Annotated in this window: 20 protein-coding genes; 13 read left to right on the forward strand and 7 right to left on the reverse strand. The window is 44.0% G+C overall.

The window, feature by feature from the left end; all coding sequences use genetic code 11:
• Positions 1 to 88: 88 nt before the first annotated feature.
• The 6 genes from V7L05_RS02765 to hetR all read left to right on the forward strand — a co-directional run bounded on the left by V7L05_RS02765 (position 89) and on the right by hetR (position 10,796).
• Entirely contained in the window at positions 89 to 517 is a 429-nt protein-coding gene (locus V7L05_RS02765; RefSeq protein ID WP_335161590.1) for a helix-turn-helix domain-containing protein, read from the forward strand.
• A gap of 19 nt (positions 518 to 536) precedes the next feature.
• Complete coding sequence (locus V7L05_RS02770) at positions 537 to 1,100, forward strand: PIN domain-containing protein (protein WP_335161592.1); 564 nt, start codon at positions 537 to 539, stop codon at positions 1,098 to 1,100.
• Positions 1,101 to 1,338: 238 nt separating this feature from the next.
• Positions 1,339 to 2,385, forward strand: a complete 1,047-nt coding sequence (locus tag V7L05_RS02775) for a zinc-dependent dehydrogenase (protein ID WP_335161838.1) — start codon at positions 1,339 to 1,341, stop codon at positions 2,383 to 2,385.
• A 349-nt stretch (positions 2,386 to 2,734) separates the two neighbouring features.
• Positions 2,735 to 4,045 (forward strand): inorganic phosphate transporter, encoded by a 1,311-nt coding sequence (locus V7L05_RS02780; protein WP_335161594.1) that lies wholly within the window; start codon positions 2,735 to 2,737, stop codon positions 4,043 to 4,045.
• 827 nt (positions 4,046 to 4,872) lie between these two features.
• Positions 4,873 to 7,122: an EamA family transporter gene (locus V7L05_RS02785; protein ID WP_335161595.1), complete on the forward strand. Its 2,250-nt coding sequence runs from the start codon at positions 4,873 to 4,875 to the stop codon at positions 7,120 to 7,122.
• A 2,774-nt stretch (positions 7,123 to 9,896) separates the two neighbouring features.
• Positions 9,897 to 10,796 (forward strand): heterocyst differentiation master regulator HetR, encoded by a 900-nt coding sequence (gene hetR, locus V7L05_RS02790; protein WP_335161597.1) that lies wholly within the window; start codon positions 9,897 to 9,899, stop codon positions 10,794 to 10,796.
• Positions 10,797 to 11,259: 463 nt separating this feature from the next.
• Here the strand turns inward: hetR and V7L05_RS02795 are convergent, their stop codons facing one another.
• On the reverse strand, positions 11,260 to 11,931 hold the full coding sequence (locus tag V7L05_RS02795; protein ID WP_335161599.1) for a hypothetical protein: 672 nt from the start codon (positions 11,929 to 11,931) through the stop codon (positions 11,260 to 11,262).
• A gap of 469 nt (positions 11,932 to 12,400) precedes the next feature.
• On the opposite strand from V7L05_RS02795, the gene rpsD reads away from it, so the two are divergent.
• Entirely contained in the window at positions 12,401 to 13,009 is a 609-nt protein-coding gene (gene rpsD, locus V7L05_RS02800; RefSeq protein ID WP_196515572.1) for a 30S ribosomal protein S4, read from the forward strand.
• A 101-nt stretch (positions 13,010 to 13,110) separates the two neighbouring features.
• On the opposite strand, the gene moaA is transcribed toward rpsD, so the two are convergent.
• On the reverse strand, positions 13,111 to 14,097 hold the full coding sequence (gene moaA / locus V7L05_RS02805; protein ID WP_335161601.1) for a GTP 3',8-cyclase MoaA: 987 nt from the start codon (positions 14,095 to 14,097) through the stop codon (positions 13,111 to 13,113).
• Between the two features lie 160 nt (positions 14,098 to 14,257).
• Between moaA and V7L05_RS02810 the strand changes: the two genes are divergently transcribed.
• Together V7L05_RS02810 and V7L05_RS02815 are read left to right on the forward strand one after the other, a co-directional pair.
• Positions 14,258 to 15,289, forward strand: coding sequence for a hypothetical protein (locus tag V7L05_RS02810; RefSeq protein ID WP_335161604.1), 1,032 nt, complete (start codon positions 14,258 to 14,260; stop codon positions 15,287 to 15,289).
• Between the two features lie 3 nt (positions 15,290 to 15,292).
• Positions 15,293 to 15,415 (forward strand): hypothetical protein, encoded by a 123-nt coding sequence (locus tag V7L05_RS02815; RefSeq protein ID WP_335161606.1) that lies wholly within the window; start codon positions 15,293 to 15,295, stop codon positions 15,413 to 15,415.
• Positions 15,416 to 15,566: 151 nt separating this feature from the next.
• Here V7L05_RS02815 and V7L05_RS02820 read toward each other — a convergent pair whose 3' ends face one another.
• The 4 genes from V7L05_RS02820 to V7L05_RS02835 form a co-directional block, all read right to left on the reverse strand.
• Positions 15,567 to 18,008, reverse strand: a complete 2,442-nt coding sequence (locus tag V7L05_RS02820; protein ID WP_335161607.1) for an S-layer family protein — start codon at positions 18,006 to 18,008, stop codon at positions 15,567 to 15,569.
• A 294-nt stretch (positions 18,009 to 18,302) separates the two neighbouring features.
• Positions 18,303 to 18,452, reverse strand: a complete 150-nt coding sequence (locus V7L05_RS02825; protein ID WP_335161608.1) for a plasmid mobilization protein — start codon at positions 18,450 to 18,452, stop codon at positions 18,303 to 18,305.
• Positions 18,453 to 18,912: 460 nt separating this feature from the next.
• Positions 18,913 to 19,221 carry a hypothetical protein gene (locus V7L05_RS02830; RefSeq protein ID WP_335161610.1) on the reverse strand — a complete coding sequence of 103 codons (309 nt, stop codon included), beginning with the start codon at positions 19,219 to 19,221 and terminating at the stop codon, positions 18,913 to 18,915.
• Between the two features lie 134 nt (positions 19,222 to 19,355).
• Entirely contained in the window at positions 19,356 to 20,183 is an 828-nt protein-coding gene (locus V7L05_RS02835; protein ID WP_335161612.1) for a carbohydrate ABC transporter permease, read from the reverse strand.
• A 178-nt stretch (positions 20,184 to 20,361) separates the two neighbouring features.
• On the opposite strand from V7L05_RS02835, the gene V7L05_RS02840 reads away from it, so the two are divergent.
• The 3 genes from V7L05_RS02840 (at position 20,362) to V7L05_RS02850 (ending at position 23,304) form a co-directional block, all read left to right on the forward strand.
• Positions 20,362 to 21,060: an aldehyde oxygenase (deformylating) gene (locus V7L05_RS02840; protein WP_335161614.1), complete on the forward strand. Its 699-nt coding sequence runs from the start codon at positions 20,362 to 20,364 to the stop codon at positions 21,058 to 21,060.
• A gap of 116 nt (positions 21,061 to 21,176) precedes the next feature.
• Positions 21,177 to 22,196 (forward strand): long-chain acyl-[acyl-carrier-protein] reductase, encoded by a 1,020-nt coding sequence (locus tag V7L05_RS02845; protein ID WP_335161616.1) that lies wholly within the window; start codon positions 21,177 to 21,179, stop codon positions 22,194 to 22,196.
• A 127-nt stretch (positions 22,197 to 22,323) separates the two neighbouring features.
• Entirely contained in the window at positions 22,324 to 23,304 is a 981-nt protein-coding gene (locus V7L05_RS02850; protein WP_334786046.1) for an acetyl-CoA carboxylase carboxyltransferase subunit alpha, read from the forward strand.
• Here V7L05_RS02850 and V7L05_RS02855 read toward each other — a convergent pair.
• Positions 23,301 to 23,540 carry a hypothetical protein gene (locus V7L05_RS02855; protein WP_335161618.1) on the reverse strand — a complete coding sequence of 80 codons (240 nt, stop codon included), beginning with the start codon at positions 23,538 to 23,540 and terminating at the stop codon, positions 23,301 to 23,303. The genes V7L05_RS02850 and V7L05_RS02855 overlap by 4 nt on opposite strands.
• Positions 23,541 to 23,815: 275 nt before the next feature.
• Between V7L05_RS02855 and V7L05_RS02860 the strand changes: the two genes are divergently transcribed.
• On the forward strand, positions 23,816 to 24,541 hold the full coding sequence (locus V7L05_RS02860) for an SDR family oxidoreductase (protein WP_335161620.1): 726 nt from the start codon (positions 23,816 to 23,818) through the stop codon (positions 24,539 to 24,541).
• Positions 24,542 to 24,571 lie beyond the last annotated feature (30 nt).

Raw genomic sequence — 24,571 nt, forward strand, 5'->3', positions numbered from 1 at the left:
ATAGTGAATAAGATTGCCAGTGTAAATTGCATTGCTAACGACAAACCCTACAACACAGTAAAAGACAAATATGATGTTAAGACAGAATATGTCTTTAGATTCTGTAATCTCTCCACAGCTAGAGACTGAATCTATTAAAGAACTGGAGCGCATACTGAGCGTTAAAGATTTTCAGGCGAAACTGGTAGGAGCAAACGGAGAAAAAATTACCATTCCTGAGCCGATTTATCAAGTGCTGCTTCAAGTTGTTCACGCAATGGCATCAGGTAAGGCTATATCTATAATTCCTCAACAACAGGAATTGACGACACAACAAGCGGCCGAATATCTTAACGTATCACGTCCATACCTGATCAAGTTATTAGAACAAGGTGAAATTGCTTACATTAAGGTGGGTTCACACCGACGGGTTCGTTTTGATGATTTAATGAAATATAAACAACAAAGGGATACTGAGCGGAGTAAATTCTTAGATCAGTTAATTGCTGAAAGCCAAGAGATGGGCTTTTACGAGTAAAGGTCTTAAAAGTATTGACATGGAAAAGGTTTCTGCTCTGTTAGACTCCTGTGTGTTGTTTCCCTTTTACCTGCGTGATACTCTTTTGTGCGCGGCTGATGCTGGTTTATATTTGCCGTTTTGGTCGCAGGAAATACTTGATGGTGCAACTCGTAACCTGGTGAGTACAGGGAAGATGACAGATGGGGAAATAATAAGACTCAAGGGGAATCTGAAAAAATACTTTCCTGAAGCAATGGTGGAAGTACCTAATGAGATGTCTGAATGGATGACAAATCATCAAGGCGATCGTCATGTACTTGCTGCTGCCGTGAAAACTGGGGCTGATGTAATTGTTACTTCAAATCTCAAACATTTTGAGGAAAAAGACCTCGCTCCTTGGAATATACAAGCACAATCACCAGATGAATTTTTGAGTGAACTTTATAACCTCTACCCAGACAAAATAGTTAAAGTATTGCAGCAGCAATCTAGAAGGCTCAAAAATCCACCAATGACTGTTCTCGATTTACTTGATTTGTTGAGCAAAAAAAATGGAGCAAATTTAGCGAACTTTACCAATCTACTTAGATGTCACAAATAAAGATATTAAAGCTTTCCAAGATGTTGACCAAAGCTTGAGAAGAACTATAGCAATCCTGAATCATTCGTAAGAAACAAGATTCCTGACTTCTATACGAAGTTGAGGATCTGCGCCTTGCAATTCTCACAGCACAACATGCGCCTTGCAATTCTCACAGCACAACATAAATTTTATAGATGATAGCTTAAGGTTGACTGCTAATGTTACATCTAGTATCGGTGAGCGGGGAAAAACCAACGTGAAAGCACAGGTATTTAGAGGCGTCAATCAACTGTCTTACGAAGAAATCCCAGTTCCAACCCTAGAACCAGATGAAGTGCTGGTACAGGTGCGGGTTGTGGGATTGTGTCAGTCAGATATTAAAAAAATTCGTTATCCACTGTATGAACCACCGCGCATTTTTGGACATGAAACTGCCGGCACGATCGCAGCATTAGGTAATAATGTCAAAGGTTGGCAAGTTGGACAACGGGTAGCGGTGATGCACCACATCCCTTGTATGCGTTGCGCCTACTGCCTAAATGATAATTTCTCCATGTGCGATGTCTACAAAAATATCTCCACAACCGCAGGTTTTAACGCCAGTGGCGGCGGTTTTGCTGATTATGTCAAAGTTCCCGGACATATTGTCCAAAACGGTGGACTAATTCCTATCCCTGATAATATCAGTTTTGAAGAAGCGAGTTTTGTAGAACCGACTAACTGCTGCTTGAAAGCGGTGAAAAAAGCACAAATTGCTCCAGGACAAACTGTGTTAGTTACTGGTGCTGGGCCAATTGGGTTAATGTTCATGATGTTGGTGAAGTATTTCGGAGCAAAAGCGATCGCTACCGATTTACTACCCTCTAGAATTGAAAAAGCCTTGAGTGTCGGTGCAGAGGCGGCTTTTGATGCTCGTGACGCCGATTTAACCGCCAAAATCCATGCCCTAACTGGTGGGCTGGGTGTTGATGTTACCCTGCTAGCTGTTCCTAGTGAGAAAGCTTTCTTTCAAGCACTTGATAGTACCCGCAAAGGTGGCAAAATCTTGTTTTTCGCGGAATTCCCTGATGAGGTGGAAATTGCCATCAACCCTAATATCCTCTATCGCCGGGAAATTGACTTGATCGGCAGTTATAGCTCATCTTATCGGCTTCAGAATCTATCAGCTGATATTGTATTTAATCACCAGATTGACGTGAAAGCGTTAATTAGCGATCGCTATCCATTAAAAGATTTATCAGCAGCTGTGGAAATTGCGATCGCACCCACGCCGGATACTTATAAAATCTTGATTTATCCGTAAAAGGGGGATGAGGGGGATGAGGGAGATGAGGGAGATGAGGGAGATGAGGGAGATGAGGGAGATGAGCGAGTGTTAAAACTAGAAGTCTGAAGCTCAGAGGTTCAGCGACCGAGTTCAGAGGTTCAACGACCAAGTTCAGAAGTTCCGCGACCGAGTTCAGAGGTTCAGCGACCAAGTTCAGAAGTTCCGCGACCGAGTTCAGAGGTTCAACGACCAAGTTCAGAAGTTCAGCGACCGAGTTCAGAGGTTCAGCGACTGAGTTCAGAGGTTCAACGACCGAGTTCAGAGGTTCAACGACCGAGTTCAGAGGTTCATCCTCATCTTTCCCATGTTCCCTACCTGCCCATATATGTCCTATACTCTACTTTCCGTCGCCTTACTAGCTTTCTACGTCGCCTGGAATCTCGGAGCAAACGATGTTGCTAATGCAATGGGAACCTCTGTAGGTTCCAAAGCTGTTACTCTCAAACAAGCACTAATTATTGCTGGGGTATTAGAGTTTACGGGTGCTGTATTGTTTGGGCATGAGGTAACAGAAACCCTAGCAACGAAAATTGCTAATCCCGCCTTATTCGCTGCTACACCCCAAATATTCGTTGCTGGAATGGTAACGGTACTAATATCGTGCGGTGTGTGGTTGCAAATTGCCACATCACGGGGTTTACCAGTCTCATCTTCTCATGCGGTTGTTGGTGCGATCGCTGGATTTAGTTGGGTAGCTTTGGGAGTAGATGCAATTGATTGGTCATCAATTAAATTAATCACCATTGGCTGGATTTTAACGCCGTTAATTAGTGGTGCGATCGCTGCTTTATTCTACAGTCAAATCAAGCACTGGATTTTGGATCAACCCAATCAAGTAGTGCAGTTACAAGAATGGATTCCCTGGTTGAGTACTCTACTACTAGGTGTATTCGGCGTGATTGTATTACCATCGCTGACTGAACCACTAACCAATTTTGTGATTGAGCAAGTTGGTTTTACAATCCCTGCTTACGACATTCCACTGTTAACCGGTGCAATAGCAGCAGTTGGACTCACAATCATTAGTTGGCGACAGTTAGGGAAGATGGGGGGAGATGAGGGAGATGAGGGAGATGAGGGAGATGAGGGAGAACTACTCCCCACTCCCGACTCCCGACTCCCCATTCCCGTAGAAAGATTATTCGCCCGATTCCAGCTGCTAAGTGCTTGCTTTGTAGCCTTTGCTCATGGTTCTAATGATGTGGGAAATGCGATCGCTCCTTTAGCTGCGATCGTTTACATCAATCGCACTGGTAGCGTACCTACAGATAGTATCACTATCCCCATTTGGATTTTAATCCTTGGTGGTGCTGGGATTGTTGGTGGTTTAGCTGTCTGGGGTAAAAAAGTTATCGCCACCATTGGCGAAAACATTATTGCCTTGCAACCTAGTAGTGGATTTTGTGCCGAACTTGCGACTGCTACCACCATCCTCATCGCCTCCCGGCTAGGTTTACCAGTCTCCACCTCTCACGCCCTTGTCGGTGGTGTAGTTGGTATTGGACTAGTGCAAAATATCAAGTCGATTAAGTTCCAAACACTAAAAGGCATTACCGCCGCATGGCTAATTACAATCCCCGTCAGTGCTGCCCTTAGCGCTGCCATCTTTAGCATCGCCCGGATTTTATTCCTCTAAGAATTATTAATATTTTCCTAACTTTTTCCTCTACTGCATCTATTCAAAGTAAAACCTAGACTGCAATAACGCCAAAAAAGCGTGTTTTTGCAGAATTGCTGCTCATTCATTAGAATGTTGTGCAGGGGATAGCGTAACTTTGAATTTCCACAGAAAGATACTTTAATCTCTATTTAGAGATGTAAACTGTCACACAAGTTACATTCCACACGAATTTACAGCTAGTTTCGCAAGTCAGACAATTGTGTGGCGATGTCTGGCGAAAACTCGGTTTGCACCTACGCGCACCCATCTGCAAGTTTTTGACAATTACTATATGGTAGCAAAACAATAAATAGTTATTTGGAGTGAGATTTCTTTAAAAGTAAAAATCTCATTGGCAAATAATTGATGAAAATTAAAACTGACCAAAAACAAAAAAGTCTCAGTTCAAGCTACTTCCAGTTGTGGCGATAAATCCAAAATCGTTCGATGGTTCCTGAGCTTTGTCGTACCCTTCCCTACGGGACGCCAAGGGCGAACGGGATCTTGCTACGCGTAGCGTCCCGCTTTTTAAGGACTGAGCGAACGCGAACAGCGTCTCGTAGAGAAGTCGGAGTCCAAAATCGAATGCTCAAATACTTGTCAATGTTGAAGAGAAGACCGTTTAGTAAGCAGTAGAACAAATTTGATGCTTTGCTAAGGTGTGTCTAGTATGACAGAATTACGTTGAAATGCGGAAGTGCTGTTAAAATTTTTAATTTATCTGACAAAATACAAGAAATTACTATGAGCGCCAAGTGTACCGGAAGCAGCTTTATCGTCAAGGTGTTAGAGGTTAGAAGCTAATGGGGCGATTCGAGAAGCAACCAGAAAACCCGCGAGTTAGAGGCGAGCTATCTAGAGCAGCAGAAAATGCTCTTTGGGCTGTAGTTGAAGACTTAGAAAATCTTCAGCAGAATGTCCTCAGAGCATTGCAGGAAGATGTAAAGCGGCTTCAGTCCGAAAAAAATCGGTTATCTGATGAAATTCAAAGCTTGGTAGAGGAAAAAGAGCATTTACAACAAGTGCGCCAAATCACTGAGCAGCAAGTGTTAATTCGTCAACTGGCAGAAGTTCTAGCAAAGCATATATCTTCACAACTGCAATCCTCTCTGGCAACTTTAGCTAACCAAGCCAGCGAGGGCAAATCTTACGAACAAGCTGCGCTAAAATCCGCTGAAGTCAGCAGCAGTGTAGTAGGTGAAATCAATGAAAAAGTCGAACACATGTTTGACAGCCTGGATGACACCGTTACTGTTACTTTTAACTCGCTGCAACAGGAACTCAAAAATTATCAAAGTAATCTTTCCCAGCAGTTGTCACGGATGTATAGCCAGCAGCAGCAAGGGGAAACGATTTTGGCGGAGTTTGTTAATCGCCTGCATGGAGAACTAGAAAAAACTATAGAAGAAACTTCACGCAAACCAGCAACAGCAAGTACACGTACTGTTTTGCAGTTTACGGAGCCGGAAAAAAACATTTCTTTTGAGACATCCCCGCCACAATCTGGCGAAGTAGCAAGAAATTCCCCTGAGCCAATTTCACTGATCCCGAATAAATCTTCACCAAGGGAAACGACATCAGAGCCAACCATTGTTAGAGAAAACGCCGCGAATCCAATTTCTGCCCCCAGCAAGGACTTGTCCCAAAGGGAAACGATATCAGAGCCAACCATTGTTAGAGAAAACGCCGGGAACCCAATTTCTGTCCCCAGCCAAGACTTGTCCCAAAGGGAAACGACATCAGAGCCGCCGGCTGTAGTTCCGCCACCAAAAGACAATGCCACCGAACCAATTTCTGTCCTCAATCAGGACTTGCCAGAAAAGGAAACGACATCAGAGCCTCCGACTGCATCTGTACTACAGCCACGAGCAATGCCACCTTCACGAAGGAGAAACGCTGCTGAACCAATTTCTGCCCTCCGCAGGAACGGATTACAGAGCAAAGCTAAATCCTCATCGGCGACTGCCCTAGAGCCGCAGCCGGAAGCAAAACGCCCACAATCCCGATCGCCTAATTCCTCTGGCTTATCGCCGCTTCAAATTGGTTTCTTGTTGATTGTTTTATCGGCAGTCGTATCGTCACTTTACAACGTCGCCATCAAGGTGATTTTCCACGAAGGTTCCCAGATTTTTGGAGTATTAGAGGTAGAGCGCCTGCTGCCGCCGACTTTGGGCAATACTCTGTTAATTTTGACCCTACGATTTATGGTGGTAGTTCCACTGATGTTACTGTTATCTCCGATACTGCATCCCCAATTGTGGCAAGACTTGGAAAACTTGGCTAATTCAGTCCGAGGAAATCCCACAGGTGCTAATGCAGCTACCAAGCAGATTTTGCTGTTGTCGATTGTGAGTGGGGGCTTTTTGTTTTTGTCTCAGGTGCTAATATACATTGCGATCGCTCAAGTCCCGACTGGAATGGCGATCACACTGTTCTTTGTCTATCCAATGGTTAGTGGTCTATTATCGTGGTTTCTGTTTCGCGATCGCCCGACCATATTCCGCATCAGTGCGATCGCCGCAATTTGCTGCGGTGAATTGTTGGTTTTAGCGGGTTCTCCCAGCATCAGTATGGGTAATATTTCAATGGGAAGCAGCACCGCCATTCTTGCAGGCGTGGCTTTTGCTGCCTACATAATTCTGACGCGGGTTTGTGCTAGCAAACTGCATCCGGTGACTTTTACTTTAATAAACTTCGCTACCATGCTGTTGTTGAGCTTTATCTGCTTGATGCTACCTTTACCAAGCAGTTGGAACTTGGTACTTGACCCCTCTAAGATACTGGAACTAGTTTTAAGTGCATTTATTTTGGGTGTGCTGACTCTTGCGGGCTATTTGCTCAACAATATTGGTATCAGTAAACTAGGTGCCTCGCGATCGGCGATCATCGGTGGTAGCATTCCAGTTTTAACCGTGATTTTCGCTGGGCTAATCATTCAAGAAAATTTGGATATTGTGCAAATTCTGGGAGTATTGTTAGTAACCTTTGGCGCGGCTGCTTTCAGCTTGGAAACAATGCGAAATCAGGTTAAACCCTCTAATCCCACGAATTAAATGGCGAGTTCAATCAGTTTAGTTGTGATGAGAGCTACTTTACCCGAGTACCGTGAGTTTAAGTCCCCCGGTTCAATAACCGGTAAGTTTTGGGTCGGGGTCTGTCTTGCTTGCGTTGCTCAAGAGGGAAGACCCCAAGACCGCAATGCAGCGCTAAATCCCCGTCACAAAACTTAATTACGAACGCGAGTGCGTGCCGGAGGCTCTATTACGAATTACGAATTACGAATTATTTAATTCCCATCACTCTCAGCATGAATCCTGATGCGAATACGCCTACTTGTAGCTTTAGGACTTACGCAGTGTACAAATGCATCATGATATGCGCTAGCTAAAATAGGAAGTTTTCAGGCTTTTATTAATTATCCTGTGATCGTAAATAGACCATGCTGTAGGGGCACAGCAATGCTCATTGGTGTCAACTTAAGCCAAAATCCTTTTCAAACCTCGTTTCCAGCCTCTTGCTGGAAATGCAGATCAAAAGCGGCTCTGCCGCTAGTCTTGAGGCGGAGCCTCTAATAGGCATTCCCAGTCTCCGACTGGGAACGAGACAACGAACGAGACAACGAGACAATCTCTAAAAGCTGCTTATAGACTGGCTTTCAGCTTAAGTTGACACCTATGAGCAATGCTGTACCCCTACGAAAGATGTGGTTTTTAACCTTATGCATATTTGGTATTTCTTGTCAATGCGTAAGTCCTAAACTTCTCTAAATCAACGTGAGCTGGACAAGCCTTATTTGACCTCTCAAGAGCAGCCCCTCTCCGACACCCAGAGGGGAGCAAAAAGCTGAACTTTCGTTGCTCCTCCCTTTCCGCTTGCCTAACGGCAGGCTGATGCCAAGGTCGAGGGAGGCTGTCCGGGAGAGGTTCATCGAACTCACGTTAAATCATCTTTCAGATACAAGATCCCCGATTTCTCAAAAAAATCGGGGATCTAAGTTTTTACGAATGATTTAGGACTGCTGTATAGGTGTGGATAACACCTAATAGATTAGCGGACAGTAATCAAAATAACTTGACTTGTAATATATTTTTAGGGATTTAGCCTGATACAGGTAGGGAAAACACGTATATATAAGCAGTATGAGCAGGTTTATTTCATCCTCCCCTAGTCCGCCAGGGAATAAATTCCCCATCTCATGGCTAAAGTCGGTTTTAACCGACTATCAATAAGCTTTTGAGTCCGTTAAAACGGACTTGGACTATAAGAAAAGGAAATAAATTTCCGGGCGGGTTATGCCAAGAATGAAATAGCCCTGACAGTATGAGTACTACTGAACTCAAGCAATTGAGCATGAGTACTTGCTAAAAGAGGAAATTGGCAAGGAGTTAAGACCATTGCAGCACATTTTGAAACTAGGAGATCAAAAATGTTTAGAGTAACCCGTTTTTTCAGCGTGGGAGACTATTGTAGCTACATGAATATATGCAGCGATCGCCCGTGAAACAGCTAATACCTTCATCCTACTAAAACCCCTGCTAGTAACACGAAATTCCAAATTCCTCATTTCCATGCTTTTGTGTTTGGTGAGATGGTATGTTTATTTCTGTCTGTAAAACGTCAACTTGGTCTGCGATCGCGCAAACGCCCAGAGAAAGAAGCTTATATCGTAGCCTGCTGCGGATTTTCCTTCTTTTCTAGCAACAAACTATCTACGCAATTCAAGTCTCTAAAATATATAAAACAGCGAGGTGAAAACATACTTGAAAGTAGCCAAAGAATTAGTTAAATCATGAAATATTAAAATTATTTCATGAAAAAAATATAAACTCATTGAGAAAAAATCTCTCACTAATCATCAGATTAAATCCAATCTCTTTTATCATATCTATGGCTAGTAACTAATCTTGAGGTTATTTATTGGCACGATTAACAAAGCCTGATAGCTATGCGATTAATTCAGACTAAATCCTAGCTTTCTGTGTCAAATCATCAACACAAAAAATAAATAAGACTTGGTTTTAGGAGGAAAGATAAAAATATCATCAAACCTTGATTTAACCAGAATATAGATTATTTGAATACGCCTTGTTTGGAAAATTTAAAATACATAAAGTTTTCCCAAATTCTAAAAACAATGATATGATACAAAATAATATTTGAAGAAACAACAGGTATTTTGAAATTGGAATTATTTGCTCTACTTGATGTCTCCTATCTTTCCTTAAGCCAACGGCTGATACTGCCGAGACAGCACTGGAGGTTGTCAACGGGATGATAGTTCACAAAGACAACCTCTAAATGTGGCTACACCTGGCAAGCGATTTATTTTTAGACCACTCCCAATTATTTCTACTCACCTGTGTGCTACAAATAATTTGCCAAAGCTGAGAAAAACCATCTTTTTCGAGTAACAGATATCCTAGATAAACCGCGCAAACTAGTTATTACTCCGAGTCGGTATAATGCCACAAATAGGTGTAAGCAGCTTGGCGTTGTTGCTCTTGAAAGATGAGAAAAACCTCAGATATCTAAAATACTTTGTAGATTAATTGCAACATAGTTGACTTTTGAAACCTAAAGCGCCTTCAAACTAGAATTGGTGATGTCTGTAATTTTCTGGTTAGATGTAGAGACAGTTATAGTCACAATACTAAATCTGCTCATGTACCAGAAAAGATGCGAAAATGGTAGTTTGTGCTACCGCCGATCTCATAGTTATCGCATACTAATATAGTTTGGAGTGAAAACATTGCCTTAGTCCAGGTGTATACTACCAATTCTCACTTGATTAAAAACTCTGTAAACGTGCTATTCAATTGTCTGTAATATGAGTAACGACATAGATCTGATCAAACGTCTTGACCCCAGTGCGATGGATCAGATCATGCTTTATCTGGCTTTTAGTGCCATGCGGACGAGTGGGCACAGGCATGGGGCATTTTTAGACGCAGCCGCAACAGCAGCAAAGTGTGCAATTTACATGACGTATTTGGAGCAGGGACAAAACCTGCGGATGACAGGGCATTTGCACCACCTGGAACCGAAACGCGTAAAAATTATTGTAGAAGAAGTCAGACAGGCGCTAACAGAAGGCAAACTGTTAAAAATGCTGGGTTCTCAGGAACCGCGCTATCTGATTCAATTGCCTTATGTGTGGTTAGAAAAGTATCCTTGGCAACCGGGGCGATCGCGCGTTCCTGGTAGCAATCTGACTAGTGAAGAAAAAAGACAAATTGAGCAGAAACTGCCAAGTAATCTACCTGATGCCCAGTTAGTTAGCTCTTTTGAGTTTCTGGATTTGATCGAGTTTTTGCACAAGCGATCGCAAGAAGACTTGCCACCCGAACACCAAATGCCTTTGAGTGAAGCCTTGGGTGAGCATATCAAGCGCCGTCTACTCTACTCAGGCACGGTAACACGTATTGATTCTCCTTGGGGAATGCCCTTCTACGCTCTTACCCGTCCTTTTTATGCCCCAGCAGACGATCAAGAACGCACTTACATCATGGTGGAAGATACCGCTCGGTATTTCCGCATGATGAAAAATTGGGCAGAACGGCGACGAAATGCCATGCGCTTGCTGGAAGAACTTGATATCCTCCCAGAAAAAATGGAGCAGGCTATGGAAGAACTGGATGAAGTTATCCGTGCCTGGGCAGATAAATATCACAAAGACGGTGGTATTCCAGTGATTTTACAGACGGTTTTTGGCCAAAGAGAAGACTAGCGCCATTACGCTAAATTCAAAATTAAAAAAGCTGATAAAGTAAGCTTTTTACGAGTTGTGATGCGTAAAGCCCCCGTCATTCATGCGGGGGATATAAGCCGCTAGCTGAATAAATTTCAGCCGTTGAATTGTAATAGTCTACTAGTAGTACAAAAGTCACAAAATTGCTTGTGACTTTTGTATTGTGAAGTATTTAGTTTGCATAATTTGCAAGCAGAGGGGAATTATAGCGGATTTTATATAAATATTGTCGCTCTTCAGAATGCTTGCATTGAGCGCAGTCGAAATGCTGTCCTCCTCTGGGACGGGGGAGGCTAACGCCAGTGGAGAGGATGTAAGACCAGTTCGCGGAGGCAAATCCAAGATGCGGCAATCCTCCGTGAAACTGGAAGCCCACACTGACCTGACGGTACAGTGTGGGTAGTTCACCCTGTATTTTCAGTCAATTACAAAGCACTGTACTTTAATTAGTGCCGGGTTGCGTTGGAACAAGGGGTTGCGTTGGAACAACCGGCTGCGCGGGAATAAGCGGTTGCGGCGTTGGAATTGGGGTAATCTCGAGACTTGGACTTGATCCAGTAGGAATTATATTCTGCGGTGTAGACGAAGATGAAGCCCCGATAACACTGTCACTAGCATCGATACAAGTTTCCAATACCTGGGCAGGAGGAAGGTCGATTTTACTACGTAAGCCAACCACACACTGACCAAAGCGCACGGGCAGCAAACTGCGACCACAGTAATCTAAAGCTTCTGGATTAACTGCTTCCTGAGTACTAGAACTGACACCGACTACACAGGTAGATAACTCCTCAGGACGCCTAGCTCTCCCACAAGAAGAAAGCGCATCTGTCGCGGCAATTTGGGTCTGCTTCTCAATTTTAGCGACGCAAGCAGCCAAATCCTTTGGACGCAGTGCTTTTGCACAACCTTGTGATGCTGCTTCTGCCGTAACACCGACCCTCAGAAGGCGAGCCGCACAGACACTATAATCATTGCTGTAAGAGGCAGCAACAGCCACATTAGGCAAGATCGTTGTCAACCATCCAGCTATAGCCAAAACTGGTACTATTAAAATCCTGGAGGTCGAACTGCCTTGTTTGTTCTTACCTCTGCTAACCACTTTTTTGCTCATTGATATTGCCATTCTCCAAACACCCAAGGCTATGCTAACTCAAATATTATTTGAAAAATCCTCTGCAATCAAAGAATTTCGGCGGGACTAAAGTATATACATAATTAATTATCTCGAAAATTGTGCTAATATAACTGTTTGAAAGATAAGTAGGCAACGTAAAAAGTATTTCAAAGTAAGAATACTGCGTAAACCAATCTGATGATTGAGTAGCCTACGAAACTAAATAAACACAAAAAACTTATTGGCAGGAGTACGGCGGGACACGCCGGAATTCAGGCTTGCAAGTCAGGGGTCGGCTCTACCGACTTAAAACAACTGGCGCGCATTGGATGCCTCTACATTGGTAGGATACGTCATACCAAGGCAAGCAGCCTCAAAAAATCAAGAATCCCCTGATTTCTGATCGGGGGAATGTCAAAATAGAATGTTTGGGTAAAGTTTAAACAGGATTAGATTAAGGAAACTCATGTCCCGATATAGAGGACCACGCCTCAGAATTGTCCGTCGCTTAGGCGACTTACCAGGATTGACTCGTAAAAGCGCCAGACGCGCTTACCCACCTGGTATGCATGGTCAGAACCGCAAGAAGCGCTCTGAGTATGCTATCCGTCTAGAAGAAAAGCAAAAGCTCCGCTTCAACTACGGTTTGACTGAAAAGCAATTGCTCCGCTATGTGCGGAAAGCCAGACGTGTTACTGGTTCAACCGGACAAGTGCTGCTGCAATTGCTAGAAATGCGCTTGGATAATACCGTTTTCCGCTTGGGTATTGCCCCAACTATTCCAGCAGCTCGTCAACTGGTTAATCACAGTCACATCACTGTTAACGGTCGTGTGGTAAATATTGCCAGCTACCAATGCCGTCCTGGTGAAGTGATTGCGGTCAGGGATCGGGTACAATCACGCAAAATGGTGGAAACTAACTTACAATATCCCGGTTTGGCTAACCTCCCCAGTCATTTGGAGTTTGATAAAACTAAGTTGGTTGGTAAAGTTAACAGCGTTATTGAGCGCGAATGGGTGGCATTACAAGTTAATGAACTACTTGTGGTGGAATACTACTCACGACAAGCGTAATAGTCATTTGTCTTTGAAGTTCTGAGCGGAGGAAACCTTCGCTCAGACTTCTTTGTTAGTCATTTGTCCCTAGTCATTTGCAAATGACCAATGACTAATTACTAACCGCCAATTTGAGACATGGTGCGGGTATATGTACCTAAAATGCCAGAATCACGCTCTTTAAAGTTAATTTCTGGCTTGATTCCTAATAAATGCCTGACTTGCTCTTGTAATTGAGTGGTGCTGATACCAGAACGCAGAGCGGTTTTTAAATCTATTTGACCAGTTTCATTCAATAAACAGGGACGCAGCCAGCCATCGGCACTCAGGCGCATCCGGTTACAACGATCGCAAAAACATTCTGACATCTGACTAATAAATCCTAGTGTCCCCTTCGCACCGGGAATTTGAAAGACATCAGCAGGGCCAGCACCACGAACTTGGGATTCTGTCAAGCCCCAGCGATCGCAAATGCGTTGTCGTAACTCGGCTGAAGATACCCAACCGCGATCGCCAAACAAATGCACATTACCAATAGGCATAAACTCAATAAATCGAACGTGCCACTGTTTGTCAATTGTCAGGGCGGCTAAATCGAGAACTTCGTGGTCATTGACACCAGGAATCACCACCACATTTAACTTTAGCGGGTCGAATCCAACACTATGGGCAGCTTGAATCCCCTGCCAAACTTGTTGCCAACGAGAACGACCCTGATTACCGATAATTTGGTCAAAAATGTCGGGATCAAGAGAGTCCAGACTAATATTAATTCGTCGCAGACCAGCATTGTAGAGGTTTTGCGCCATCGGAGCCAGCAAAAAACCGTTGGTGGTCATTGAGATATCTTGAGTTTGGGGGAGAGTTGCGATCGCACTGACTAAATCCACTACACGGGGACGTAATAAGGGTTCACCCCCAGTCAAGCGAAACCGATTAAAACCGACTGGAATAAATACCTCTTGAATTAAGGTAAGTAATTCCTCATCAGTCAAAAGCTGTTGCTTGAGAATATAGTCCAGTTCTACTCCCTCTGGCATACAGTATTGACAACGAAAATTACAGCGATCAATTAAGCTAATGCGGAGGTAATCTACCGGGTTCATCGTTTTATTTTTATTCTCTCTGATCAATTAAAGACTTCGCTAGGTGGTTTACCCCTTCCTACCATTTTGCTGTAATTCAAGATACCGCACCACCTCTTAGGTTAGAATCTACAGATTGTGGCATAATAAGCCGATCGCATCCACTAGTTAGTGATCAATCGTGCAAGATACCGACTCCATCAACGACCTTGCTGCTGCTTTACTACAGCCAGAAGATATCAGCTTTGAACTGCCCGATCCAGAAGATGAACAGATTCTAGAGTCAGATTTTCAACAGCAGCTAGAAATAGCTTGGCAGGTATGCGATCGCTTTGATTTGCAAACTGAAATCTGGCGGGGGCGAATTTTACGGGCGATCCGCGACAGAGAGAAAATTGGTGGTGATGGACGCGGTACTGGCTTTCTGCGATGGCTAAAAGAGCGGGAAATCAGCAAAAGTCAAGCTTATGCCTGGATTCAACTGGCCAATAGTGCTGATACTCTCATCGAAGACGGGAAACTTGACCCCGGATCTGTGAACAACTTTAGCAAACGGGCATTTATCGAAACCTCCAAAGCATCCCCCCAAGTGCAACAGATGGTGAGTGAAGCTGCCCAAAAAGGCGATCGCATTACCAGGCGCGAAGTGCGTCAACTTAGCGATGAATGGACAGCCATGTCCTCAGATTTATTACCCGAAGCAGTCAAGGAAAAAGCCGCAGATAACACCCTTCCTCCGCGCTACATCGCCCCACTGGTGAAGGAAATGGAAAAACTGCCAGAATCGCACCAAAAGTTTATTCAAAAGGAAATTGCTGCTAATCCCGATGTGGATACTCTCAAACAAGTAACTACCGAAGCGCGTAACTTGGCGAAATATCTCAAAGGGGCGGCTCAAGTTCAGGCGCTAACCCAAGAAGATATTGATATTGAAACAGCCTTAGAAGAAGCGCAAAGAGTCGGCTGTTTAAGCATTGCTGCTGATTTAGTAAATCAAGCATCGCAGATGGAACAAACGATCGCTAAACTTTACATGACTTGGAAACGGATCAGTAATTTAGCAGATAGATTGTATGTAGATACTGGCGCAAGTACACCCAATTTGCGATCACTCCTTACTTGCTTGGAACCTCTGGGTGGTGAAATCATGGAATTGCAACTTAGTGGTGCGACTGAACACACTATTCGTTTGCAAATTCAGGAGACGAATTAGGGAGTGGGGAGTGGGGAGTGGGGAATCAATTATTCTCCACCTGTTACCGTCGCTGTTGTAGCTTCTGTTGCAGTTGGTGGAAAGCTGTTTCACCATCAACAACCTCACCTCCTTCGGAAGCTTTAACACCAATTAATTTCTTTAATTTCAGTGCGTTTCAACGTACTTTAGCTATTAGCCCGCAATTTATTGCAGGGCGGGAAAGCAACGCTCTCACTGAGGTTTTAGGGATGGGGAGTTTAACACCAGCCATGTTAAAATCACCATGTCTCAAATTCTAATTACCAGCGCAAGATGTAGCGACAAGTGAGGAGTTATGGGGCGACGCAGTGGGTACTTGAGCAACCAGAACTACGTTCCCATTGGCATCCATTACCCATCCTTGGGCTTCCACAATTTCAGTAGGTTCATTGACAGAATTAACTTTGTGTGAGTTTTCTTCTGTGTTTCTCTGCTTCGGAACAACCAGTCTTTTGTGAATACCGCCAGCACGATTCTTACTTTCTGGCTCCAGTGTAATCCAATCTGCCAGCACCGCATTATCAGCTATCAATGGCTCTGTGGGATCGGGTGCTAGTCCTCCACGCCCAGTAGCAATAAATGAACTCCTGGCTATTTTTCCACCAGAATTACAACCAGCAACAATTTGCTGCGAGGCATCAACAAGATTTGCAGGTAATTGCACTAATCCTTTACTGGGGTCTGCATCTGGTGAGTTGATTTGGACTGTCCCACTTAATGAGGGGTTTTGTTGAGAAAACGCGGTGATGTCACTTGTTGGCACGTTATTCGGGTTGATTTCCTTTAAATCAAGCCTCTCTACCTCTGCACGAGTGCGGGGCACAAATCCAAAGATGTTCTTAGCAGTGATTCCGATTTTACCACCAGAGCCAGAGAAGGCGTTGGCGGTGATATCGCTATTTTCTAAGGGGGTAGCGACGATGAAGCCATTAGGTGCTTTGATGGTGATATTACCGCCATCTCCACTAAGTCCTGTTGTACCTGCATTAGTGGTTATTTTACTGTCGCGGCGCATCAGTAATAAGTCCCGCACCTGTAGCGTAATATTCCCGCCTCCACCGGACTCACTATTAGATGTGAGTGTTCCTTTGTCCAGGAGTATGGAGCGAGTGGTTATATTTAAATCGCCTGCCTTCCCTAAGTTATTTGGATCTCCTTCATAGATGACATTTTTTCGAGCTTGGCTGCTCACAGATATTGCAGCCCCATCCTCGATCATCAATCGCCCTGTCGTTAGCGTCAAATTGCCGCCATCTCCAGGCCCTTCAGTTCCAGAAAACAAGCCACTGATCCTAGAACCATTTGGTGAGGTTCCTATTAGTTCTACAGACTCAGAGGCGTTCACCATCAAATTTCCTGCTTTTCCTGTAGCTGGTATAATTTCGTTAGAAAAATAACCATATATGCTCTCAGAGGTTGTTGATATTTTTGCCCCTCCTTGGATACGCAAGTTTCTAGTGTTAATTGTGATGTTGCCAGCGTTTTTATCGCCATAAGTTGCACTAAATAATCCACTGGATATTAAATCACTACCATCTTGCTGAAAAACGGAGGTGCCGCCGATTAGTTCCACGGAATCTGAGGCGTTTATGGTCAATTGCCCTTGCAATTGTCCTCCATCTCTAACCACCAACTTTTTAGTAGTGATATTTATGTTTCCAGAGCCTCCGGTGGAGAAACTCTGAGTAAACAGTTGTGCATCTTGCTCAACTACTACAGAGTCTGAGGCGTTCAGTGTCACATTCCCCCCTGACTGATCTTGCAAGGGATAAACTAGAATTAGGTAACTGCCAGCTATCCGTATATTCCTGCCTTGCATCTGGATCTTGCCGCCACTGTCTCCATGAGTATCGATGGTGGATGAGATTTGGCTCGATTTGATTAATTCGATGTTTTGGAAATTTGGAACACCTTCATATCCAAATGCCCAACCTTGGTTCGTTGGACTCAAACTGACCAGACTATTATCAGCGACACTTCCTAACTCAACGCTTCCGTCCTTTGCTGTGATATTTCCCCCATCTAGCGTGATATCACCGCCTATAAGTGCCAAGGTTTTGCCTTGCGGTATCTGTAGACCAACGCCTTGTCCAAAGATATTAACTGCGCCATCTGGTTGTGCTTGGGATTGATTGCGGATGGGAGCCGCAGTTGTTCCGAATTGTAAACCAATGGGAACACTTACTGTCAGCAGGGGTGTAGTTTGAGGAGATGTAGCACTAAATTTTGTCCCATCAGCAAAGTTCAAGCTACTCGCCGTACTGCCCACAAATGAACCGCCGATATTTAAAGAAGCATTTGACCCAAAAACAATGCCGTTAGGATTAATCAGAAACAGGTTGGCTGCGCTGTTAGCCCTCAGAATGCCATCTATATTAGAAATAGAATTGCCTGTTACCCGACTGATGATGTTTTGAATATCTCTTGCATTATTAAAGTAGGCTGTCCTTCCCGCAGAGACAGAAAACTGTTCAAAGCTGTGGAATAAGTTTGTACCACGAACTGCCCCACCATCAATCTGGTCTGTAGGCTGACCATCGATTAGCTTTGGTGTAATGACTGAACTTTCAGATCCAAGTGTGCTATCTTTTTGTATTTGGGCTAAGGCAAAACTCTCAAAGAAAGTCAGCACTCCAGCGATCGCTAAGGTACTCACGATCCCTAACTCCCAGCACCAACTGCTTCGGTATTGAGACATGACTAACTTGCACCCAAAAAATAAGAGTATATTTAAATACTGCTCCTTGCTAATTAGGTATAGTGATACTTGAGATTATCTCTGTAGCCTAACTAGTAAATGCAAAGTTCAGCATTTTTATACTCACTAGAATAAACTCTTTAGAGGTCATTTATAAAGTAAAAATAAAATTACTCTTGGGGAGCCAGTGCGTTGCTGTAGTCAAAAGAGTTGTAGCAACTGGTGAACCAGCCCACCCAAGTTGGTTTCCTTAGATTTACTTTATCAAAGAGTTGGGTTTAAAACCCCGTCCTTCTAGGACGGCTTTATATTTGGTTTTGGTAGTTTAGCAATGTATTTTCTAACTAGATCAGACATTGAACAACCTTGTTTTTCAGATTCTTGCTGCAACTGGGCAAACTCATACTCAGACACCCGAATATCTAACTTTTTAGTTCTTGACATATACCGCCATTTGTCTGCACAATATTGACTATAGAGTACAGGCAGAAAAACCGCTAGCACGCGACAATGAAAACTCTGGGGAGACCCCAAGCGACTGGCTAGAAAGTAGTAATGCTCGGTGGGTAGGGAAAGTCCACCTTAAAAACCTAGTCGCTATTTAATCAATGGTGCGTGAACCTAGAAAAAAACAACAATTGATTTCAATGTACGGCGGGGCACGCCGGAACATAGGGAAAAGAGAGGAACAGATTTTAAGGCACTCTTGATACAGTACCTAAAAGCTTGGGGACAGATGCCCTCTAGGTCTTTCATGAATTGGCTCGGCATTTTGTACAGTAGTAGTGGATGTTTGGTCAAGTATTGCTCGTGTGCTAGTCGGCGACTAGTGTGTGGGACTTGAAGGTTTACGGCTTGCTGGATGAACCAAGAATCTCCGACCTCAAAGGTCGGAGAGTGTCAATTAGCAGTTACAGCCAAGAGGGTTGTGATTTGAAGGGCAAGGGATACACCAGGAATTTTTCATTAGCACAATTCCCTGTTCTGTGTCTTTTGGGGTTGCTGACAATAATTCATTAGGTTGCTGTTTATTAACTGCATCACCAGATTTGATTTTATTTAGGTCAAGATTACACTGCCACTGAACTATCAAAGCTCGATCTTCTAATACTCCGTACTTCTCAAGCACTGTGTATAAGTTAGCGTTATTAACGCTTTCAAGCAGTTTCTGTTGAATCTCGTCTTGTAACTGTTGTAATGTTTCAGGGTTCATAACTGTTTCCATTTCCTACAGAATGTGTACAATTATGGATTCAGCTTGGCTAGGAAGAATTTCGCATAGTTTCACAAAATTCAATGCTGAGATTTCAATCTCAGGCTGGCTTTGACTCACCGCCAGCCTCCCGGCTAATTCTTAATCCCCGTGGTGGCAATACCCTGAATAAACTGACGCTGACCGATGAGAAATAATACCATCACTGGAACTGTCGCGATCGCCACTGCTGCCATCATCAACGGCCAATTATTCGTAAATTGCTCTTGAAACTCTGCCAACGCCAGCTGCACCGTCCTTAATTCTGGTCGTGTCGTAAATACCAGAGGCTTAAACAAATCATTCCATTCGCCGATGAAGGTGAACAAAAACAACGTCACCAAGGCCGGACGGGCTAAAGGTAACATCACCCGCCATAAAATTTGCAGTCGGTTTGCCCCGTCTATAGCTGCGGCTTCCTCTAACTCGACGGGAATTGTCTGGAAATACTGACGTAATAAGAAAATTCCAAAGCCGTTGACAGCAGTAGGTAAAATCAGTGCCCAGTATGTATTTATCAGGTGTCCCCACTTCAAAACCAAAAAGATGGGAATCACCAATAACTGAAAGGGAATCACCAAAGTTGCTAAAACGACTAATAGCAGTGCTTGGCGTCCCCGAAACTTCAGCCGTGCGAGGGCGTAACCCGCTAAAGCAGAAGTGACAATCTGAAACGCCGTCACAGCGATCGCTACCAAGGTAGAATTAGCAAACGCCAGCAAAAATTTTCCCTGTTGCCATGCAACGCGGTAATTAGCTAAAGACCAGTTATTTTTGGACAAATTTTCTGGGCTGGCGGCGGTTGGTGCAAAGGAGGTGAGAAAGACCACAAACAGTGGTAATAGAACGATCAATGCCCCTAGCAGTAACACTACTAGGCTGAAAAAATCGCCAGATTTCAGATTCGGGTTTGGTTTGGACATAACTTTAGGTGCAAAGCATTTGTTTCGCTAGTACTAGAGCATCGCCCTCAGCAACAGTTAATCTATAAACATAGTTACTTGTTAAGTTAAATTAAACCGCAGTGATTATTACCCTCAGTTCATAGGGTAAATTAAATTTTGGTGTCAAATAATTCAGGTTTACAGGAATCAACATACCATGCAGCAGCTTGCAGACCAATTTAAAGAATTAGATTTCAAGAGCGAAACATACAAAGATGCTTATAGCCGGATTAATGCGATCGTGATTGAAGGGGAACAAGAAGCCCATGAGAATTACATCACACTAGCCCAACTGCTGCCGGAATCTCATGATGACTTGATTCGCCTATCCAAGATGGAAAGCCGCCACAAAAAAGGATTTGAAGCTTGTGGGCGGAATTTGCATGTTACCCCAGATTTGCAATTTGCCAAGGAGTTTTTCTCTGGACTACACCAAAATTTTCAAACGGCGGCCTCGGAAGGGAAGGTCGTTACCTGCTTGTTGATTCAGTCTTTAATTATTGAATGTTTTGCGATCGCAGCATATAACATTTACATCCCCGTCGCCGATGATTTTGCCCGTAAAATCACCGAGGGAGTAGTAAAAGAAGAATATAGCCACCTCAACTTTGGAGAAGTTTGGTTGAAAGAACATTTTACAGAATCCAAAGCGGAACTTGAACTTGCAAATCGGCATAACCTGCCCATTGTCTGGAAAATGCTCAACCAAGTAGAGGGTGATGCCCACACAATGGCAATGGAAAAAGATGCTTTAGTAGAAGACTTTATGATTCAATACGGTGAAGCATTAAGTAACATAGGTTTTACGACCCGCGATATTATGCGCTTGTCAGCCTACGGACTCACAGCCGCTTAAAAAAGCTAGGAGTGAGGAATGATCAGTGAGAAATTATCAGTCGTACTCCTAACTCCCAACTCCTCACTCTACTAAATTCCACGCGCTCAAGACAGCATAAGCTTAATAATCACTACATGTTTGGTCTAATTGGACATCTCGCTAGTTTAGAACACGCTCAAGCGGTAGCTCAAGAATTGGGATACCCAGAATATGCCGATCAAGGGCTAGACTTTTGGTGCAGCGCCCCGCCGCAAATTGTCGATAGCATTATTGTCACCAGTATAACTGGGCAAAAAATTGAAGGACGGTATGTAGAATCTTGCTTTTTGCCGGAGATGCTAGCGAGTCGTCGCATCAAAGCCGCAACACGAAAAGTCCTCAACGCTATGGCCCATGCACAGAAGCATGGTATTAACATCACAGCTTTAGGCGGATTTTCCTCAATTATTTTTGAAAATTTTAAGTTAGAGCAGTTTAGCCAAGTCCGCAACATTAAACTAGATTTTGAACGCTTCACCACAGGAAACACGCATACTGCCTACATTCTTTGTAAGCAGGTGGAAGAAGCGTCAAAACAACTGGGAATTGATCTATCAAACGCAACTGTTGCGATATGTGGGGCAACTGGGGATATTGGTAGTGCAGTTACACGCTGGCTAGATGCGAAAACAGATGTCAAAGAACTTTTGTTGATAGCCCGTGACCAAGAACGTCTCAAAGAGTTGCAAGGCGAACTGGGGCGAGGAAAAATTATGAGTTTGACAGAAGCACTGCCCCTAGCTGATGTTGTCGTTTGGGTTGCCAGTATGCCCAAAGGTGTGGAAATTGACGCTACCACTTTGAAACAACCCTGTTTGTTGATTGATGGTGGCTATCCTAAAAACTTAGCGACGAAAATTCAGCATCCTGGTGTATACGTGTTAAATGGTGGAATTGTAGAGCATTCCCTGGATATTGACTGGAAGATTATGAAAATCGTCAATATGGACGTGCCAGCCCGCCAGTTGTTTGCTTGTTTTGCCGAATCAATGCTGCTGGAATTTGAGAAGTTATACACGAACTTTTCGTGGGGACGGAATCAGATTACCGTAGACAAAATGGAGCAGATTGGTCGGGTATCAGTAAAACATGGATTTAGACCATTGCTGGTTTAGTCATTGGTCATTAGTCATTGGTCATTAGTCATTAGTCATTTGCAAATAACAAATGACTAAGGACAACTGACAAAGGACAAAGGACAAAGGATAGATAACTTATAACTCGTAATTGATAACCCCTACGATGGCAACTACCGAGCGTAAACCGCTACTGTTAGATTTTGAAAAACCCCTAGCAGAACTCGCAACCCGAATTGATCAAATTCGGCAACTTGCAGAAGAAAATGGCGTCGATGTTTCTGGTCAAATTCGTCAACTAGAAGCACGCGCCATGCAGCTACGTGAGGAAATTTTCACTAGTCTATCCCCGTCCCAGCGATTGCAAGTCGCTCGTCATCCGCGTCGCCCCAGTACTCTCGATTACATTCAGGCTATCAGTGATGAATGGATGGAATTGCATGGCGATCGCACTGGTGGTGACGATCCGGCTTTAGTTGGTGGTGTCGGTCGTCTGAGTGGGCAACCTGTGGTGATGTTGGGTCATCAAAAAGGTCGTGATACTAAAGACAATATTGCCCGTAACTTTGGAATGCCTTACCCTGGCGGCTACCGCAAGGCGATGCGGTTGATGGAACACGCCAACAAGTTTAGTATGCCGATATTAACTTTTATCGACACGCCAGGAGCTTGGTCTGGGGTAGAAGCAGAACACCAAGGTCAAGGAGAAGCGATCGCTTACAACTTGCGAGAAATGTTCTGCTTAGATGTGCCAATTATCTGCACAGTCATTGGTGAAGGTGGTTCCGGTGGCGCACTCGGTATTGGCGTAGGCGATCGCCTACTCATGTTTGAACACTCCGTTTATACTGTCGCTACTCCCGAAGCCTGCGCCGCCATTTTGTGGAAAGATGCTGCTAAGGCTCCCCAAGCCGCCGTTGCTCTGAAAATTATTTCCCACGACCTGAAAAAGTTGGGAATTATCGACCAAATACTACCTGAACCCACTGGTGGCGCTCATTCTGACCCATTAAAAGCCGCCACCACTCTCAAGCAAGTGCTGCTAGAAAATTTGGACGAACTCAATCGTTTAACCGCTCCAGAACGCCGCCAACTGCGCTATGAAAAATTCCGCAAAATTGGTGTTTTTACAGAAGTTGCCCACTAACAGCACTTCATTGAAATCGGCGGTAAACTCAATTCCCTTGAGTGGGTGGTCGAGGTTGCTCCCCCCAACCCTTGGGGCATTGGGAAGAAAGCAACTTCTTTGCCATGCCCCATACCCGATTCGCCATACCCAAAAACTCCACCCACAAGGGGATGGAGTTTTTTATAATGATTGATTAGCAAAGCAGCAATGCTATAATTGCCTATGTGCTTAAAGATTTTTAACAATCTAGCCATAGGCATTTGCATGTTCGGCAAATCTACTCAATTTGATTGAGTGGGTTTTGTATTTTTAAGTAATTTAATTTGAGTGTGCGGCGTGGTTTTCCAGGCGATAATTTGTTGTCTTTACTGGATAAAACCCACAATACGCCAACTGTTGCACTGAATTATAGCAGTTGCTTAATGCAAATCATCAGATTTTTAGATTCCTTTAATCTATCCAAACCGATAAGTGTGAATAATTGGATGGTAATAGGCTTTGGGAACATGCCAAAAAATTGGGAGACACCATGAGTGTTGAGCAAAAACGACGCGCCCTGATTACTGGGGCAAGTAGTGGAATCGGGAAAGCAACGGCTTTAGCCTTTGCGAAAGCGGGAATAGATGTCGCCTTAGTCAGCCGTTCTGGGGATAAGTTGGAGGCGGTAAAACAAGCAGTCGAGCATACTGGGGTGGAAGCGAAAGCTTACGCTGTAGATTTAGCACGGATATCCGAAGTAAAAGAAAAGATCCAAGCGATCGCCCTTGACTTTGGTGATATAGATATTCTGGTAAACAATGCTGGCATAGCCTATACAGCTACTTTGAGCGAAACTCCCCTAGAGGACTGGCAGCAGGTAATTGACTTGAATCTTACCAGTGTGTTTCAGTGCATTGGGGGGATTTTACCTTCAATGCGCGATCGGGGCACAGGCACAATTATCAACGTCGCCTCAATTGCCGCCAAGCAACCCTTTCCCGGTTGGGGAGCATACAGCGTCAGCAAAGCTGGTTTGATTGCCCTCTCTCAAACCCTGGCACAAGAAGAACGCACACACGGCATTCGTGTCACAGCTATCTGCCCGGGCGCAGTCAATACCGAACTTTGGGACACAGAAACAGTACATGCCGACTTAGACCGTTCCAAAATGTTAACCCCGGAAATTGTGGCTCAGTCAATTCTCTACACAGTTCTGTTACCACAACAGGCAGTTATTGATGAATTGACCATAATGCCCAGTGCTGGCGCACTCTAATCGCAAAGTTAGGAGTTAGGAATTAAAAGT

The organism is Nostoc sp. (assembly GCF_036917755.1).
Classification (GTDB): domain Bacteria; phylum Cyanobacteriota; class Cyanobacteriia; order Cyanobacteriales; family Nostocaceae; genus Nostoc.

Coding starts and splice junctions, on each gene's coding strand:
- V7L05_RS02840 (WP_335161614.1), top strand. CDS start 20,362: ATGCAGCAGCTTGCAGACCAATTTAAAGAATTAGATTTCAAGAGCGAA.
- moaA (WP_335161601.1), bottom strand. CDS start 14,097: ATGAACCCGGTAGATTACCTCCGCATTAGCTTAATTGATCGCTGTAAT.
- hetR (WP_335161597.1), top strand. CDS start 9,897: ATGAGTAACGACATAGATCTGATCAAACGTCTTGACCCCAGTGCGATG.
- V7L05_RS02850 (WP_334786046.1), top strand. CDS start 22,324: ATGGCAACTACCGAGCGTAAACCGCTACTGTTAGATTTTGAAAAACCC.
- V7L05_RS02770 (WP_335161592.1), top strand. CDS start 537: ATGGAAAAGGTTTCTGCTCTGTTAGACTCCTGTGTGTTGTTTCCCTTT.
- V7L05_RS02825 (WP_335161608.1), bottom strand. CDS start 18,452: ATGTCAAGAACTAAAAAGTTAGATATTCGGGTGTCTGAGTATGAGTTT.
- V7L05_RS02835 (WP_335161612.1), bottom strand. CDS start 20,183: ATGTCCAAACCAAACCCGAATCTGAAATCTGGCGATTTTTTCAGCCTA.
- V7L05_RS02830 (WP_335161610.1), bottom strand. CDS start 19,221: ATGAACCCTGAAACATTACAACAGTTACAAGACGAGATTCAACAGAAA.
- V7L05_RS02855 (WP_335161618.1), bottom strand. CDS start 23,540: ATGGCTAGATTGTTAAAAATCTTTAAGCACATAGGCAATTATAGCATT.
- V7L05_RS02785 (WP_335161595.1), top strand. CDS start 4,873: ATGGGGCGATTCGAGAAGCAACCAGAAAACCCGCGAGTTAGAGGCGAG.
- V7L05_RS02845 (WP_335161616.1), top strand. CDS start 21,177: ATGTTTGGTCTAATTGGACATCTCGCTAGTTTAGAACACGCTCAAGCG.
- V7L05_RS02780 (WP_335161594.1), top strand. CDS start 2,735: ATGTCCTATACTCTACTTTCCGTCGCCTTACTAGCTTTCTACGTCGCC.
- V7L05_RS02860 (WP_335161620.1), top strand. CDS start 23,816: ATGAGTGTTGAGCAAAAACGACGCGCCCTGATTACTGGGGCAAGTAGT.
- V7L05_RS02795 (WP_335161599.1), bottom strand. CDS start 11,931: ATGAGCAAAAAAGTGGTTAGCAGAGGTAAGAACAAACAAGGCAGTTCG.
- rpsD (WP_196515572.1), top strand. CDS start 12,401: ATGTCCCGATATAGAGGACCACGCCTCAGAATTGTCCGTCGCTTAGGC.
- V7L05_RS02765 (WP_335161590.1), top strand. CDS start 89: ATGTCTTTAGATTCTGTAATCTCTCCACAGCTAGAGACTGAATCTATT.
- V7L05_RS02820 (WP_335161607.1), bottom strand. CDS start 18,008: ATGTCTCAATACCGAAGCAGTTGGTGCTGGGAGTTAGGGATCGTGAGT.